The organism is Pseudomonas flexibilis (genome assembly GCF_000802425.1).
Classification (GTDB): Bacteria; Pseudomonadota; Gammaproteobacteria; order Pseudomonadales; family Pseudomonadaceae; genus Serpens; species Serpens flexibilis.
This window is the reverse complement of sequence record NZ_JRUD01000014.1, coordinates 191,752-208,218: the sequence shown is the minus strand read 5'-3', so window position 1 is coordinate 208,218 and position 16,467 is coordinate 191,752. Positions and strand designations below refer to the sequence as shown.

Annotated in this window: 11 protein-coding genes and 1 tRNA gene; 4 read left to right on the top strand and 8 right to left on the bottom strand. The window is 64.6% G+C overall.

The window, feature by feature from the left end; genetic code table 11:
- Positions 1 to 67 precede the first annotated feature (67 nt).
- Positions 68 to 727, top strand: a complete 660-nt coding sequence (alkB, locus tag SF06_RS10280) for a DNA oxidative demethylase AlkB (RefSeq protein WP_039561201.1) — start codon at positions 68 to 70, stop codon at positions 725 to 727.
- 129 nt (positions 728 to 856) lie between these two features.
- Positions 857 to 4,813, top strand: a complete 3,957-nt coding sequence (putA, locus tag SF06_RS10275) for a trifunctional transcriptional regulator/proline dehydrogenase/L-glutamate gamma-semialdehyde dehydrogenase (protein ID WP_039561199.1) — start codon at positions 857 to 859, stop codon at positions 4,811 to 4,813.
- Between the two features lie 193 nt (positions 4,814 to 5,006).
- Here putA and SF06_RS10270 read toward each other — a convergent pair whose 3' ends face one another.
- Together SF06_RS10270 and SF06_RS10265 are read right to left on the bottom strand one after the other, a co-directional pair.
- Positions 5,007 to 5,780, bottom strand: a complete 774-nt coding sequence (locus tag SF06_RS10270; RefSeq protein ID WP_039561198.1) for a nuclease-related domain-containing protein — start codon at positions 5,778 to 5,780, stop codon at positions 5,007 to 5,009.
- Positions 5,781 to 5,960: 180 nt separating this feature from the next.
- Entirely contained in the window at positions 5,961 to 6,449 is a 489-nt protein-coding gene (locus SF06_RS10265) for a hypothetical protein (RefSeq protein ID WP_027588853.1), read from the bottom strand.
- A gap of 70 nt (positions 6,450 to 6,519) precedes the next feature.
- On the opposite strand from SF06_RS10265, the gene SF06_RS10260 reads away from it, so the two are divergent.
- Entirely contained in the window at positions 6,520 to 6,888 is a 369-nt protein-coding gene (locus SF06_RS10260) for a hypothetical protein (RefSeq protein WP_027588852.1), read from the top strand.
- 48 nt (positions 6,889 to 6,936) lie between these two features.
- Here SF06_RS10260 and SF06_RS18000 read toward each other — a convergent pair whose 3' ends face one another.
- From SF06_RS18000 to SF06_RS10235, 6 genes are all read right to left on the bottom strand, one after another.
- Complete coding sequence (locus tag SF06_RS18000) at positions 6,937 to 8,274, bottom strand: restriction endonuclease subunit S (protein ID WP_076380821.1); 1,338 nt, start codon at positions 8,272 to 8,274, stop codon at positions 6,937 to 6,939.
- Positions 8,271 to 9,809 carry a class I SAM-dependent DNA methyltransferase gene (locus tag SF06_RS10250; RefSeq protein WP_039561195.1) on the bottom strand — a complete coding sequence of 513 codons (1,539 nt, stop codon included), beginning with the start codon at positions 9,807 to 9,809 and terminating at the stop codon, positions 8,271 to 8,273. Before SF06_RS10250 ends, SF06_RS18000 begins: the two co-directional genes overlap by 4 nt.
- A gap of 76 nt (positions 9,810 to 9,885) precedes the next feature.
- Complete coding sequence (locus SF06_RS10245; RefSeq protein ID WP_039561192.1) at positions 9,886 to 10,884, bottom strand: Abi family protein; 999 nt, start codon at positions 10,882 to 10,884, stop codon at positions 9,886 to 9,888.
- Positions 10,881 to 11,135 (bottom strand): hypothetical protein, encoded by a 255-nt coding sequence (locus tag SF06_RS18305; protein WP_139326690.1) that lies wholly within the window; start codon positions 11,133 to 11,135, stop codon positions 10,881 to 10,883. The genes SF06_RS10245 and SF06_RS18305 overlap by 4 nt, the downstream gene beginning before the upstream one ends.
- Positions 11,136 to 14,612, bottom strand: a complete 3,477-nt coding sequence (gene hsdR / locus SF06_RS10240) for a type I restriction-modification system endonuclease (RefSeq protein ID WP_039561191.1) — start codon at positions 14,610 to 14,612, stop codon at positions 11,136 to 11,138. It abuts the gene before it with no gap.
- 138 nt (positions 14,613 to 14,750) lie between these two features.
- Positions 14,751 to 14,827: transfer RNA gene (locus SF06_RS10235), tRNA-Arg, on the bottom strand.
- Positions 14,828 to 15,018: 191 nt separating this feature from the next.
- On the opposite strand from SF06_RS10235, the gene gabD reads away from it, so the two are divergent.
- A complete protein-coding gene (gabD, locus tag SF06_RS10230; protein ID WP_039561190.1) occupies positions 15,019 to 16,467 on the top strand; it encodes an NADP-dependent succinate-semialdehyde dehydrogenase in 1,449 nt (482 codons plus the stop codon).

Genomic DNA, 16,467 nt, shown 5'->3' with positions numbered 1-16,467 from the left:
TCCGCCCTACGCTGCGCCTTGGTCCCGGGCGTACACTTGGCTCATATCCCGCTCCGGGAGGCTGGCTATGCCGATGTTCCCGACCACCGATCTGTTCGCCGAGCCCATCCAGTCCGATCGCCTTCAGCTGGGCCCCGCCACCTGGCTGCTGCGCGGCTTCGCCCAGCCCTGGATCGATACCCTGCTGGCCGAGCTGCGCCTGATCGAAGCCGCCGCCCCCTTTCGCCACATGCACACTCCCGGCGGCCTGCGCATGTCCGTGGCGCAGAGCAACTGCGGTCCGCTCGGCTGGATCAGCGACCGTCACGGCTACCGCTACAGCCCGACCGATCCCGACACCGGCCAACCCTGGCCGCCCCTGCCGCCGGCGTTCCGCCAACTGGCCGAACAGGCCGCTGCCACAGCCGGTTTTCCCGGCTTCCTGCCCGACGCCTGCCTGATCAACCGCTACCTGCCCGGCACCCGCATGTCGCTGCATCAGGACAAGGACGAACGCGACTTCACCGCCCCGATCGTCTCGGTCTCCCTGGGCCTGCCGGCGGTCTTCCAGTTCGGTGGCATGCGCCGCGCCGACAAACCGGAGCGTGTGTCGCTGCTGCATGGCGATGTGCTGGTATGGGGCGGCGAGGATCGGCTGCGCTATCACGGCGTGCTGGCCCTCAAGGACGGCCAGCATCCACTGCTGGGCGCGCAACGCATCAACCTGACCTTCCGCCGCGCCGGTTGAGCTCCCACAAGGCCTGCGCGCCCTCCGCCCCTGCGCTTTTTCGAAAGCTACACTGGTTGAGGGTTGAGCAGCCGGGCCGCCAGGCCATCCAGCGCCGGGGTACCGACAACAGGGTTCGGAGGGCAGAGCATGAGCAGCACGTTTGGCGTGAAACTCGACGACACCACTCGCGCGCGGCTTGAAGCCGCCGCGCAACGGATCGACCGCACACCGAACTGGCTGATCCGGCAGGCCATCCACCTGTACATGGAACAGATCGAGCGCGGCGACGTTCCGGACACCCCCGAGGACAGCCTGCCGGACGAACTCGAGGAAGAACCCCGGGAGGACGTCCGTTACCAGCCCTTCCTGGCCTTCGCCGAAAGCGTGCACCCACAATCCGTACTGCGTGAAGCCATCACGGCGGCCTACCGGAGACCCGAACCGGAAGTGGTGCCGGTGCTGGTCGAGCAGGCGCGCCTGCCCGCCGAGCTGAGCACCAAGGCCAGCAGCCTGGCCTACCGGCTGGCGGAAACCCTGCGCAATCAGAAGGCCGGCATGGGCCGCGCCGGGCTGGTGCAGGGGCTGCTGCAGGAATTTTCCCTGTCCTCCCAGGAAGGCGTGGCGCTGATGTGCCTGGCCGAGGCCCTGCTGCGCATCCCCGACAAGGGCACCCGCGATGCGCTGATCCGCGACAAGATCAGCGCCGGCAACTGGCAGCAGCACCTCGGCCAGAGCCCCTCCCTGTTCGTCAACGCCGCCTCCTGGGGACTGCTGCTCACCGGTCGGCTGGTCGCCACGCACACCGAAACCGGACTCTCCAGCGCCCTGAACCGCCTGATCGGCAAGGGCGGCGAGCCGGTGATCCGCAAGGGCGTGGACATGGCCATGCGCATGATGGGCGAGCAGTTCGTCACCGGCGAAACCATCGGTGAGGCGCTGGCCAACGCCGGCAAGATGGAGGCCAAGGGCTTCCGCTACTCCTACGACATGCTCGGCGAGGCGGCCCTCACCGAGGACGACGCGCTGCGCTACCTGGCCTCCTACGAGCAGGCCATCCACGCCATCGGCAAGGCCTCCCACGGACGCGGCATCTACGAAGGCCCGGGCATCTCCATCAAGCTCTCCGCGCTGCACCCGCGCTACAGCCGCGCGCAGTTCGAGCGGGTGATCAACGAGCTGTACCCGCGCGTGCTCGGCCTGACCCAATTGGCGCGCCAGTACGACATCGGCCTGAACATCGACGCCGAGGAAGCCGACCGCCTGGAAATCTCCCTCGACCTGCTGGAACGCCTGTGCTTCGAGCCGTCGCTGCGCGGCTGGAACGGGATCGGCTTCGTCATCCAGGGCTACCAGAAGCGCTGCTTCCACGTGGTCGACCACCTGATCGACCTGGCGCGGCGCAGCGGACACCGCCTGATGATCCGCCTGGTCAAGGGCGCTTACTGGGACAGCGAGATCAAACGTGCCCAAATGGACGGCCTGGAGGGTTACCCGGTGTTCACCCGCAAGGTGTACACGGACGTGTCCTACATCGCCTGTGCGCGCAAGCTGCTGGCCGTGCCGGACGCCATCTTCCCGCAGTTCGCCACCCACAACGCCCATACCATGGCGACGATCTATCACCTGGCCGGCAACAACTACTACCTCGGCCAGTACGAGTTCCAGTGCCTGCACGGCATGGGCGAGCCGCTCTATGAACAGGTGGTCGGCAAGGTGGCCGACGGCAAGCTGAACCGCCCGTGCCGCATCTACGCGCCGGTCGGCACCCATGAAACGCTGCTGGCCTACCTGGTGCGCCGCCTGTTGGAAAACGGCGCCAACACCTCGTTCGTCAACCTGATCGCCGACCCGGACGTCAACCTGCGCGAGCTGGTCGAAGACCCGGTGGCCAAGGCGGAAAGCCTGGCGGCCCGGGAGGGCACTCTGGGCCTGCCGCACCCGCGCATCCCGCTGCCGCGCCAGCTGTACGGCGAGGCGCGGCTCAATTCCTTCGGCCTCGACCTGTCCAACGAGCATCGCCTGGGTTCGCTGTCCGGCGCGTTACTGGCTGGCGCCCATGTGGACTGGCGCGCCGAGCCACTGCTGGATGGCCCGGTCGACGGCAGCCAGACGCTGCCGGTGCGCAACCCGGCGGACCAGCGTGACCAGGTCGGCGAGGTGAAGCTGGCCAGCCTGGCGGATGTGGGCAATGCCGTCGCCGCCGCCGAGCGCGCCGGCGCCGGCTGGCAGGCCACGCCGCCCGAGCAGCGCGCGCAGATCCTCGAACGGGCCGCCGACCTGTTCGAGGGCGACCTGCAGGCGCTGGTCGGCATCACCGTGCGCGAGGCCGGCAAGACCTTCGCCAACGCCATCGGCGAAGTGCGTGAGGCGGTGGACTTCCTGCGCTACTACGCCGCCCAGGTGCGCGCCGACTTCGCCAACGACACCCACCGGCCGCTCGGCCCGGTGGTCTGCATCAGCCCGTGGAACTTCCCGCTGGCGATCTTCACCGGCCAAGTGGCCGCCGCGCTGGCCGCCGGCAACACGGTGCTGGCCAAACCGGCGGAACAGACCCCGCTGATCGCCGCCCAGGCCGTGCACCTGCTGCACCAGGCCGGCGTGCCGCGCGGCGCGCTGCAACTGCTGCCCGGGCGGGGCGAGGACGTGGGCGATGCGCTGGTGCGCGACGAGCGGGTCAAGGGCGTGATCTTCACCGGCTCCACCGAAGTGGCGCGGCTGATCGCCGCCAACCTCGCCGGCCGTCTGGATGCCCGCGGCCGGCCGGTGCCGCTGATCGCCGAAACCGGCGGGCAGAACGCCATGATCGTCGACTCCTCGGCGCTGGCCGAGCAGGTGGTCACCGACGTGGTCGCCTCGGCCTTCGACAGCGCCGGTCAGCGCTGCTCGGCGCTGCGCGTGCTGTGCCTGCAGGAGGACGTGGCCGACCGAATCCTCACCATGCTCAAGGGCGCCATGGCCGAATACCGGCTCGGCAACCCGGACCAACTGGCGGTGGACATCGGCCCGGTGATCGACGCCGAAGCCAAGGCCGGCCTGGAACGGCATATCCAGGCCATGCGCGAGCGGCGCCACAGCGTCCACCAGGCGGCGCGCACCGTGGGCGCCAACCTGCAGTACGGCACCTTCGTGCTGCCCACGCTGATCGAGCTGGACAGCATCCAGGAGCTGGGCCGCGAGGTGTTCGGTCCGGTCCTCCACGTGGTGCGCTATCAACGCGAGAACCTGGACCGGCTGATCGAACAAATCAACGGCACCGGTTACGGGCTGACCTTCGGCATCCACACGCGCATCGACGAAACCATCGCCCAGGCGGTGGACCAGGTGCAGGCCGGCAACCTGTACGTGAACCGCAACATGATCGGCGCGGTGGTCGGCGTGCAGCCGTTCGGCGGGGAAGGGCTGTCCGGCACCGGGCCCAAGGCCGGCGGGCCGCTGTACCTGTACCGTTTGCTGTCCAGCCGACCCGAGGACGCCCTGCGCAGAACCTTCGCCCGCCACGACGAACCGAGCCCCGCCGACCCCGGCCTGCGCGAGCAACTGGACGCCCAGCTCGGCCGACCGCTGGCCGCCCTGCGCGACTGGGCGATGCAGCATGAACGCGGCCCCCTGGTGGAGCTGTGCGACCGCTACGCCGCCGACTCGCAGAGCGGCCTGAGCCGGGTGCTCAACGGCCCGACCGGAGAGCGCAACAGTTACCTGCTGCTGCCCCGGGAGAGCGTGCTCAGCCTGGCCAACGACGAAGGCGACCGCCTCTGCCAACTGGCCGCCGGCCTGGCGGTGGGCAACCACCTGTTCTGGCCCGACGACGAAGCCAACCGCGCGCTGCGTGGCGCGTTGCCCCGGGTCGTGCAGGACCGGATCAGCCTGATTCGTGACTGGAACGGCGAAGCCGTCGCCTTCGACGCGGTGATGCACCACGGCGACGCCGACCAGCTACGCGGCATCAGCCAGCAACTCGCCCGCCGCGACGGTCCGCTGGTCGCCGTGATCGGCCTGCCTGCCGGCGACACGGACATCCCGCTGGAGCGCTTGCTGATCGAACGAACCCTGAGCGTGAACACCGCGGCGGCGGGGGGCAATGCGAGCCTGATGACCATTGGCTGAGCGGCACCGTAGGGTGGAAAACGCCGCAGGCTTTTCCACCAAGGCACCGCGCTGGGGGGAGCGGTGGACAATCGCTGCGCGAGTTTTCCACCCTACGAGGCCGATCCACACCGGACCCGTAGGAGCGACTTCAGTCGCGAGCTTCCGGTCGGTGCCTGCACGAAAGCCCGATGGTCAGGCTGAACTGAAAGCCTTACCCCAACGGCTGCTGGGCGCGGCACTTCGGAAAGGTGCTGCAACCCCAGAATTGCTGACCGGCCTTCGGACCGCGCTTGATGTTGCGAATGACCAGCGCGCTGCCGCAGCGCGGGCATTGGCGGGTCGCGGTCGGATCACTGCGCTGCCGGAGCCGTTCGACATGCTCGCGCCGCGTCGCCAGCGTCGGAGCCAGGCGGCCGCCTTGCAGCGCATGAACCATGGCCTCGACCTGCGCGTCGGAAAACACCGGCTGCTGGAAGGCGCGGATGTAGCGAATGAAGCCGATTCCTTCCGTCACGTTGGCTGGCATTGGCGTTTTGAAGCTGCTGCCACCGACAAACACGATCACGGAATGAATATGCTCGGGTGCGACGCCTAGCGCTGCTTCCAGCGCCTTGAGGTGCTTGTAGTTCTGCCGCAGCGGGTTCTGGAACCTGAAGCGCCGCTTGTAGATTTGCTGGGTCCACTGCGCTTGCTTGTCGCCGCCGAAGATCCAGCCGCTCATGTTCTTGGTTTCCACCACGAAGATGCCGAAGGGCGAAACGAAGACATGGTCGATCTGGGTCGTGCCATCCGGCGTGGACAGGGTTACGTCATGCAGGCGCCGATAAGCCTGGCGGTCGAGTTGGTAATGGGCGGACAGCCGCACCAGTTGCTCACCGATCCAGCCCTTGAACCACGGGCTTTTCAGCAGCACCACCAGCAGCATCATGGGAATCAGCCAGATCATGGCGCTGATCAAGGGTTGAAGAATGGCGTGGGTGATCATGGCGGTCCCTGCTGCGTGAAGGACCTGAACGTTGCCTCGGTCCCATGGATGGCGCCTGGCATCTTAAGAGCGCCTGGACGAGGAGGCTGTGCGCCTGTTCCCGGTGCGCAACAGCGTCAGGGCCGAACCCTGTTCCGCCGGCTGACGGTGGGACAGGGTGTGCCATCGGCGATACGAGGTTCAGACAGCCCAGATGCGCACGCTGGCGGAAGACAGGGCGACGTCTACGGCCTGCCCCTCCTGGCCAGCCCAGTTTTCCGCTCTGAGCCGCGCTCCCACACGGGTTTCGGCGTGGCCTTCATCCAGATGCGGGATCACCAGGATGAAAAGACGGGTCGAGCAGTCAACCTGCTGCAAGCGCTCGATATCGTTGCGGATGGACCAGTCGCCTTCCAGACACTTGGACTGTGAGTAGTCACCCAGGCATTTGATCTCGGCAACCATCGTATTTCTTCCCTGCTCATCGACAGCGTACAGATCGGCCTTTTTGCCGTTGCCGATATCGGCGTCGGTCCAGATTTCCAGATTGTCGTAGAAATAGGCGTAGAGGCTGAGTTCGGCCTGAATCCAGTGCTCACGGCAGCTTTGCAGTTGCAGTACCTGCTCCAGGCGGTAATCCATGGCCTTGAACGCGCGGTTAAAAAGGCCGATCCAGTTTGATGTATTCACACACAACGACTCCTTAATGGCGTTTCGGCATTATACGACTGGCGTAGGTGTCTGAAGGAGCAAAGGAGTCATGGACGTATCGCTGGTTGAGTCGTTAAGGGAACGTTACCCGCAGGTGTTTGGTGAGCTGACGCGCGCAGAGGCAGGCAATGGCTGGTATTCGCTCCTCGATCGGCTGGGTGCGGAGTTGTCGAGCGGGCCTGGCCCGTATTCCAGCATCCGCCTTTTCAAGGAAAAGTTTGGAGAGCTGCGCTTCGGCAAGGTGAGCGTCCGGCCGGAGCACTGGCAACTGCTGGACAGGGTTACCGAGCAAAGCCGGTCCGTTTGCGAGATATGCGGGGCCAAGGGAGCCATGCAGCCTCGGGCCGTCCGCGTTCGTTGCCCGGGACACGCACAGGTTGAGCATGCGGATGGCCGGGTGAGTAGTGGCGGTGGATGAGGCTGGCCGCCGTGCTCGGCGGCCACGGCGAGCCTTGACCGCCCTACATCAGGCCGTGGCCTTGCGGCCGCGCCTGGCCTTGGGCGCGGCGGCGCGCTGGGCCTGGATGCGCTCCAGCAGCACGCTGGCCGGTTCGTCGTTCGGGTCCTGGGGCACCAGCTCGCCGCGGAAGGCCTTGGCCAGGATGCTCTGGGTCAGGCGGTCGATGCGGGCCTGTGCGGTGGCGACCTTGGCTTCCAGCTGGTCGGCGAAGGCGAAGAGCTGTTCGACGCGGCGGACGATTTCGGTTTGTTCAGCCAGTGGCGGTAAAAGAGCTGGAGCATTCATTACCGTGTGCTGATTTATTTTCGGCATGTTTCCAGCGGTCCCGGTGGCATGATCTCGGAAGTGCTTGCGTACCTTTTGGCTAGATAAGCAGAAATAGAGAAATTTCGTTAGAACTCTATCCTTCGCCCTGCATTTCATCATTAGGTCTGGATAAATGTATTCCAGTGGGTCGCCTTCATAAATAGCACTTACGCCAACATATTCTAGGGTGTTGGCCCGCTGAATAAGAATGTCACCTGGCTGAAGCCATAGATAAGACTCCTTAGATATTTCTTGGTCTACGTATTTGAAATATTCGCCTTTGAAGATGCCCGATGTCGTGGCTGACAAACTCAGGCTTTTTACTCCTGTATCATACTCAACAGCTTTGGGCGAATATCCATTTCTTGGTTTTCCGTCAATAAGGTCTGCTATGGTAAGCGCGGTCCAATTGGCAGGCTCACCTTTGCGCCAATTCTCCGTCAACCGCCCGGAAACCGCCGCAGCGAGGACTGATTGGCGGAAGCGTTTGAGCAGCGCGGGGATGGCGTCGATGCGGGCCTTGAGGGTATCGACCTGGGCCAGTAGTTCATCGAGTTTTTGGGCGATGCGGGTTTGTTCGGCGAGCGGTGGCAGCACAACGGAATACGTTGCTACCTTCTTTGGTTGTGCTCTTGTCAAAGAGCCACCAACCCCGGATACCTCGGAACACAGCTTTTCGCGAAAACTATGCCCGCTCAGCTGGTAGCGCAGAAATCCGGCGTGAATCAATGGCTGACGAATTACGACCCATTCAGATGAGCCAATCTGGGGCGACTCAGATTTCGGTCCGACGATCCAAACCCGATTGATGCGCGGATTGATTTTGCACAGCAACACATCGTCCGGCTCAACTGCCTGCTTGGTCGACCCAATGTCCTGGCCAAGCTGATACTCCGGCCTCCCCGTTGAATAAATTGGAACGCTGTACAGTTCAAAAACCTGATCTGGCTCTTTCAGTGGGTCAATGTTGCTACTGGAGTAAACGTTGATTTCTCCAATGGTTGTCCTTACCCAGCCGCTGGGCAGTTCGCTACTCATGCACCAGTCCCCACTTCAAACCCCATCACCTCCGCCAGCATCCGCTTCTGCTGCTCCGCCTCATCCCCGGCCCCCAGCGCCTGCATCAGTTGATCCAGCTCGCGCAGCGCTTCGGTCAGTTCGGCCATGGCCTCGCCGGCCAGCACTTCCGGGGCGGGCAGGTCGGCGGCGTCCAGGCTGTCGGCGTCCTTGAGCCAGCTGATATCCAGCGAATCGCCACGTTCGCGGATCTGCTCGCGGGTGAAACAGCGGAAGCGGCTGGTTTCGCCGGCACCTTCCACGTTCTCCGTGCGCGGGCTGTTGCCGTTGGGGTCGCTGCCGTAGGCGTCCTCGAAGGGCTTCAGGTGCTGGGCGCCGAACGGGGTGCGCTTGCCGAAGCTCGGCATGTTGGTGCGCAGGTCATAGATCCATACCCGCTTCGTGCAGCCTTCGCTCTGGTAGGGATCGTCAGGGCTGCCCTTCTGGAAGAACAGCACGTTGGTCTTCACGCCCTGGGCGTAGAAGATGCCGGTGGGCAGGCGCAGCAGGGTGTGCAGGTTGCACTTGTCCAGCAGGTCGCGGCGCACGTCGGTGCCCACGCCGGCTTCGAACAACACGTTGTCGGGCAGTACCACGGCGGCGCGCCCGCCGGGTTTCAGGCCTCTGTAGATGTGCTGCAGGAAGGCCAGCTGCTTGTTGCTGGTCTTGTAGGTGAGGTCGTCGCGGGTCGGGCCGCCGCCGCCCTTGGCGGTGCCGAACGGCGGGTTGGAGAGGATCACGTCCACCTTGGGCAGGCTGGCGCCGGTCTGGCCCAGGGCGTTGCCCAGGCGCACCACACCTTCCTCGTCGCCTTCCATGCCGTGCAGCAGGCAGTTCATCAGCGCCAGGCGGCGGGTGCCGGGCACCAGTTCGATGCCGATGAAGGCCTTGCGGCGCTGGAACAGCTGCTTCTCCAGCGGCAGCTCGAACAGCTCGTCGGTGTGCTGCTTGATGTAGGCGTCGGCGGCGATCAGGAAGCCCGCCGTGCCGGCGGCCGGGTCCTGCACGGTTTCCCCCGGTTGCGGCTGGATGCAGCGGATGATGCTGTCGATCAGCGGGCGCGGGGTGAAGTACTGGCCGGCGCCGGACTTGGTTTCCCCGGCGTTCTTTTCCAGCAGGCCTTCGTAGAGGTCGCCCAGGCCGTCCTGCTTGGCGCTGAACCAGTCCAGTTCGTCCAGGTTCCTGACCAGTTGCTCCAGGTGGCGCGGTTCCTTGAGGCGGGTCTGCGCGTCGGCGTAGATGGCGGCGATCAGCGGGTCGTGGCTCTGGCCCAGCTCCAGCAGCATCTTGCGGTAGTGGTTGAGCAGCACCAGCCCGGACTTGCCGGTCAGGTCCGGCCAGCGCGCGCCTTCGGGCAGGCGGTGGGCGAAGCGGCTGTCGCTCTGGGTCTGCTCGTATTCCATCTTGATGAACAGCAGCAGCACCAGCTCGGTGACGTAGTCGCTGTAGTTGATGCCGTCGTCACGCAGGATATCGCAGAGGTTCCAGAGCTTCTGGACGATGTCGGATTGGGTCATGGCAACGCTCTCTAATCGGCTCATAACGTGAGCCGAATAAGTCGCCTATTCGGCTCACGGGGTTGAGTGGGGATTTTTAACCGGGTGCTTGCCAGAAGGGATCGTTCTGCCAATCGAGCGGGAAGCCCATTGCCGGTAAATTGATTTCGGTGAACTCGCTCAACAGTTCACGCAAACGCCTGTCCCAGCTGGTATGTGGGCTGACTTGGCGCATCAGTAGGTTAAGGATGCACAGTACGGTGAACAGACGGGCGTGCTGCCCAGGTTTTTGCAGGTGTTGCGGCCAGGGGAAATTGACCGTTTTAGGTAGTTCTGGGCGGATGCCCAGCTCGCGATTCCACAGCCGGGCGTGATGCGCGCAGATATTGCGGATGGTGGTCAGGGTATGTAGCCAGGATTGCAGCAGAGGACCTGGCAGATTCAGGCGTCTGGCGATGGCCTTTTTGTCGGCGTCGCGCGCCAGCCCCTTAAATAGATGCGAGAGCTCGCCCAGGGTGATCTCTTCCATGGCGGCCCAGCCAGGCATCAGGTCGGGATCGTTGTAGGTGAGGGCGTAATGGCGTGCATAGCTTTCCTTGGCACGCAGGCTTTTGAGCTGCGACTTGCGGTCCTCTGACGCGAGGGAGGCATCTATGCGGCTGCACTCGCGCTGATAATCCTGCAATGCCTTTTCTTGCTTGGCGCGAATGCTGTCGAGTAGCGCTTGGTGACGATAGTCGCGCTGAAAGTTGCGGGGTTGAAGGTACCAGTGCGCGCCATATTTCGGCCCCATGTGGTTGCTGATAACCGCTCTAGCGGCGACCTCAATGCGCTCGATGGCATCCATCACCAACAGGCGTAGCCGACGGTCGAAGTCATAGAGGCGGGTAAGGGCATGCAGCCGAGTGCTTGGTTTGAAACGGTGGTCGGCATCGTCCGTTTGCTGGAATGGGCGCATATAGGGGGTGAGACGAAAGAAGCTGACGGCCTCCAGGAAACAGCGCGCTCTGTCTTCGTCTTGGATGATGAGCCCGCGATGCTTAAGCAGTTCTAGCTGCGCAGGAATATCGATGGCGGGCTTGCCGAAGGGCTTCATGCGAGAAAACTACCGGGCATAAAAAACCCGCTCAATTTGTGCGTAGCTGCCGAGGCAACCATAGGCATGGCGGGTGTGTTGCGCGCAAGGTTATGCACCAGCGCATCGTTTTGCAAGGTGTTTGGTACAGCGGTGATGGCTGGAAATACCTTTTGCCGCTTTGGCTGAATGCCCCGGAATCCCAGTCCGCTCGCATTGGTGCATGCGCGCTTCGACGTGGATGAAGGGGCTTCGAGCACGTTACTAAGCATTTAGCTCACCTGCGGCCACAGGTGCTCATTCAGCACCTCCAGCACGGTATCCAGCCGGTCATCCAGGTGCTTGTTCACCAGGCGCAGGCCGCCGTGGGTGGCGAAGGCTTCGTTGAGCTGGTCGCGGTCGAGCACTACTTCATGCACCAGCTGCGTGGCCAGGCGTTCCAGCCACTTGCGCTGGGGCTGGGTCCAGGCGTGCAGGGCGTAGATGCGCTGCATGGCCTGCTGCACGCGCTGCTCGAAGGGCATCAGCGCCTCTCCGATGGCGGCCTGGCGGATGTAGCCGATGATGCTGGCGGCGATGTCCTGGTTGGTGGCGTTGCGCCAGGCGCTCTTCAGGCTGGCTTCGCTGAAGCCGGCGTCGTCCAGCAGCAGGCGCACTTCGCGCAGCTGCTCGCGGGTCAGGTCGCGGGGACGGTTGACCACCACGCCCAGCGCCGCGGACTGGTTGAGCTTGTTGCGGATGAAGGCGTTGAAGTCTTCCAGGTAGTCCGCCGGCTTCTGATGCTGGCCGTAGTTCTGCTCGCGGGACAGCAGTTCGTCTTCGTGAGTGGAGATGACCGGGTAATTCTCCGAGGCCAGCAGGGCCTGCACGTTGGCCAGTTGTTCCAGCAGGCGCGTGTGGGTGCGCACGAACCGTGCGGCCTCTTGAGGACCCAGTTCATGCAGGTGCTTGTGCAGCTCGGCGGGCGGGACGCCCCACAGTTCCTCAAGTTCGCCGAGCCGCTGCCTGAGCGTCGGCTTGTGTTCGGCCTTGTGCTGCGCCTTGCGCAGGATGCGCATGATGCGCTGGCTGAGCTGGTCGAGCACGTCATGGGCATGGCTGCTGCCTTCCTGGCTGCCGGGAGCCTCCAGGCTGGCGCTGTCGGTCAGCTCCGTCACCAGCTGCTCCAGCGGAATGTCCGGGTTCTTCACCAGCGGCTTCATGGTGTCCACCGGCTCCAGCGCGGCGTACAGGTCCACCGGGTCGAAGATACGGAAGACGGTCTTGCCGATCTCGTCGCAGCGCCGGGTGGCGCGGCCCTTCATCTGCTCGTAGAGGATGCGCGAGCGCACGCGGCGCATGAACACCAGGTTGCCGATGCGCGGCACGTCGATGCCGGTGGTGAGCAGGTCGACGGTGATGGCGATGTTGGGAAAGCGCTCGTTCTTGTAGCAGCGGATGAGCTGTTCCACACGGTCGCTCTGGCCGGTGATGATCTGCACGGCGGCCTGGTTGTACTGCGCCTCGTACAGCTCGGAAAAGGCTTCGTCGAGCAGGTTCTTCACGCGCTCGGCGTGCTTCTGGCTGACGCAGAAGACCATGGTCTTCTCTTCGCCGAACGGGTCGAGGTCCTTGGCCAGCTCCGCGCAGATCACCCGGTCGAAGGATTCGTTGATCACGCTGCGGTTGAACGACTCGATGTGGAAATTGAGCTCGTCCTCCAGCTCGGCGGTTTCGATTTCCCCCGTCTGGGCGTCGAGCAGGTTGACGGTTTCGCCCTGGGCAAAGTGGATGCCGTTCTTGGCCAGTTGGGTGACGTAGCGGATCGGTGGTTCGTGGTCGATCAGCCAGTCGTCCGCCACGGCTTCGCGGTAGCTGTAGGTGAACACCGGGCGGCCGAAGATCTCGCTGGTGTGCTTGGCCGGGGTGGCGGTGAGGCCGATGCGGCAGGCGTCGAAATAGTCGAGCACGCGGCGGTATTGCGAGAGGTACTGGCTGACATCGCGCACCGCCAGTTCGCCCTCGGTCATTTCCTGATCGAGGGTGTAACCGCGGTGGGCCTCGTCGACGATGATGCAGTCGAACTGGTCGATGGGCGGCGGATTGTCGGACTGGAAGATGCGCTTGACCATCGCCTGCACGGTGGCCACCTGCACGCGGGTGGCGGCTTCGGCGGCCATGTCGCCGAGCGTCTTGATGTCGTAGATCTGCGCCAGCGTCTGGTTCTGCTCCAGGGGCATGTCGTTGAAGGCTTCCAGCGCCTGCTGGCCGAGGGCGGTGCGGTCGACCAGAAACAGGATGCGCTTGAAGCGCTCGGCTTTCAGGAAGCGGTAGAGCAGGCCGATGACGGTGCGCGTCTTGCCGGTGCCGGTGGCCATGGCCAGCAGGCACTCGCGCCGCTGGTTGGCGAGGGCCTGTTCCACGGCCTGGATGGCCTTTTCCTGATAGGGGCGCAGTTTCAGGTAGGCGAAGCCTTCTTGCTGGAGGCGGATTTCGGCGTCTTTGCGGCTGCGCTTGAGCAGATCGAGCAGGCCTTGCGGAGTATGGAAGCTGGGCAGCGGGCGACGAATGTTGGCCGGGCTGCGCAGGTCGCGGAACCAGGTGCCGGACTGTTCAGCCAACTGCTTGATGTAGGGGCGGCCGTTGCAGGCGAAGGCGAAGGGCACCTGGAAACCGCCGCCCTGGCCGTCGGCCCAGGGCTGGCCCTGACCGGCCAATTGCCAGGCCGCGTGCTGGTCGGCGCTGACGCGGTAGTCGCGGGCATAGCGCTCGGCCTGGGGAATGCGGTCGGCGATGTTGATGCGCTTGCGCTTGGCTTCGACGATGGCCACCGGGGTGAGGCCGATGAATAGCACGTAGTCGGCGCAGGCCTTCGGACTGCTGGTCGGCCATTCGGCGATGGCCTTGTTCTTGCCCTTTTCCGGGCGCGCGCCCTTGCTGTAGGTGAGGTCGAGCGAATCGGCTTCCCAGCCGGCGTCGATCAGCTGCTGGTCGATGAGGATGCGGGTGAGGTCTTCCGACAGATCGAAGCTGCTGCTGGCCTGCTGGGTCTTGTGCAGCACCTGCTGGCTGGCCTGGGGCTGGGCTTCCAGCTCCTGGCGCAGGGCTTTCAGGCTGTGTTCATGCTCGGCGCGCAATCGGGCCAGCTCCGCTTCGTGAGCGGCGGCCTGCTGTTTATAGCGACGGGCTTCGGCATCCATCTGCTCGGCCAGTACGGCGTATTCCTCGGCCTCGCGCCTGAGCAGCTCGGCGAGCTGCTGATTGGACTCCAGCTGTTCGTTCGATTCGAGCAGGCGCGCTCGGAGCTGCTCGATCTCGCCGTGCAGTTCGCGCAGCGGCGCGCTCGGGTCGCTGGGCATGACAAAGGCGCCGGCCTTGAAGCCGCTGCCCGCCTTGCCCAGCGCCTTGTGGTACCAGACGCAGAGTTCACGGGCGACTTTCAGCCCGTCCAGCGCCTCGCGGTGCTGGGTGCGGAACTGGTGGGTGGCCTTGTTGCCCTCGATGCGCAGGGTATGGAACAGGCTGACGATGTTGCGATCAAGCTGGATCTCGCGGCCGAGCTTGTAGAGCAGATCGGCCTGGGTGGTCGTGGCGTCGAATTCGATGCCGGCGCGGCTGGCCAGGTCCTGGGCCAGGGCCTCGCCGAGCTGGCGCAGCTTGATGAGCGTGGTGTTGGGATCGCTGGAGAAGACCTGTTCAGCCGTACTGGCGAGCTGCAGGAAGACGGGGTCGTGTTCCTGGAGGAAGGCGAAGTTACTGCTGGGGGCCATGCTCGATCCTTGGTGAGAACTCCGTGAGTCGCGGCGGAGCTTAACCAAGGTCGGCGGCGTATGGCCATTATGTCGGGGCGTATTCCATGCCCGAAATACAAAGGCCCCAGGATTTCTCCTGGGGCCTTTTCGTGTATCTGGCGCATCCGGCGGGATTCGAACCCACGACCCCTGCCTTCGGAGGGCAGTACTCTATCCAGCTGAGCTACGGATGCGTTGAGGGCCGCCATGATACTCATCTCGCCCACGGGCGTCCACGGCGCCGGTGCGGCGGGGTTCAAACGGCGGAGAGAGGGTCGTTGCCGTAGAATTTTTCAAACGTCTATTGCCCTTCCCAGTGGCCAATCCTAGGATTGCGTTTGAAATTTCAAACATTCCTGAAGCGCAGCGGCGCTGGGAGACTGCCATGCAACTCAACGATTCCACGCTGTTCCGTCAGCAGGCCTACATTGACGGCGCCTGGGTCGACGCCGACGGCGGCCAGACCATCGTCGTGAACAACCCCGCCACGGGGGAAGTGCTGGGCACGGTGCCGAAGCTGGGCGCTGCAGAAACCCGCCGCGCCATCGAGGCCGCCAACCGGGCGCTGCCGGCCTGGCGCGCACTGACGGCCAAGGAGCGTGCGCAGAAGCTGCGCCGCTGGTTCGAGCTGCTGATGGAAAACCAGGATGACCTGGCGCGGCTGATGACCCTGGAGCAGGGCAAGCCGCTGGCCGAGGCCAAGGGCGAGATCGCCTATGCCGCGTCCTTCATCGAGTGGTTCGCTGAAGAGGCCAAGCGCGTCTATGGCGACACCATTCCCGGCCACCAGGCCGACAAGCGCCTGATCGTCATCAAGCAGCCGATCGGTGTGACCGCCGCGATCACCCCGTGGAACTTCCCGGCCGCGATGATCACCCGCAAGGCCGGCCCGGCGCTGGCCGCCGGCTGCACCATGGTGGTCAAGCCCGCGTCGCAAACCCCCTTTTCCGCGCTGGCGCTGGTGGCCCTGGCCGAGCGCGCCGGCATTCCCGCCGGCGTGCTCAGCGTAGTGACCGGCTCGGCCAGCGAGATCGGCAATGAGCTGACCGGCAACCCCATCGTGCGCAAGCTGTCCTTCACCGGCTCCACCGAGATTGGCCGCCAGCTGATGGCCCAATGTGCGCCGGACATCAAGAAGCTGTCCCTGGAACTGGGCGGTAACGCGCCCTTCATCGTCTTCGACGACGCCGACCTGGACAAGGCGGTGGAAGGCGCCATGGCCTCCAAGTACCGCAATGCCGGGCAGACCTGCGTATGCGCCAACCGCCTGTACGTGCAGGAAGGCGTCTACGACGCCTTCGTCGAGAAGCTCAAGGCGGCGGTGAGCAAGTTGAAGGTCGGCAACGGCCTGGAGGCCGGCGTGACCACCGGCCCGCTGATCGACGACAAGGCAGTGGCCAAGGTCCGCGAGCATATCGACGACGCCCTGGGCAAGGGCGCCAAAGTGGTGCTGGGCGGCCAGCCCCACGCGCTGGGCGGCAGCTATTTCGAGCCCACCATCCTGGTCAACGTGCCGCGCAACGCCCGGGTGTCCCGCGAGGAAACCTTCGGCCCGCTGGCGCCGCTGTTCCGCTTCAAGGGCGAGGACGAAGTCATCGCCATGGCCAACGACACCGAGTTCGGCCTGGCCGCCTATTTCTATGCCCGCGACCTGTCCCGGGTGTTCCGCGTCGCCGAGGCGCTGGAGTACGGCATGGTTGGCATCAACACCGGAATCATCTCCAACGAGGTGGCGCCGTTCGGTGGCGTCAAGGCCTCGGGCCTGGGCCGCGAGGGCAGCAAGTACGGCATCGAGGAATACCTGGAACTCAAATACCTGTGTCTGGGGCTGTGA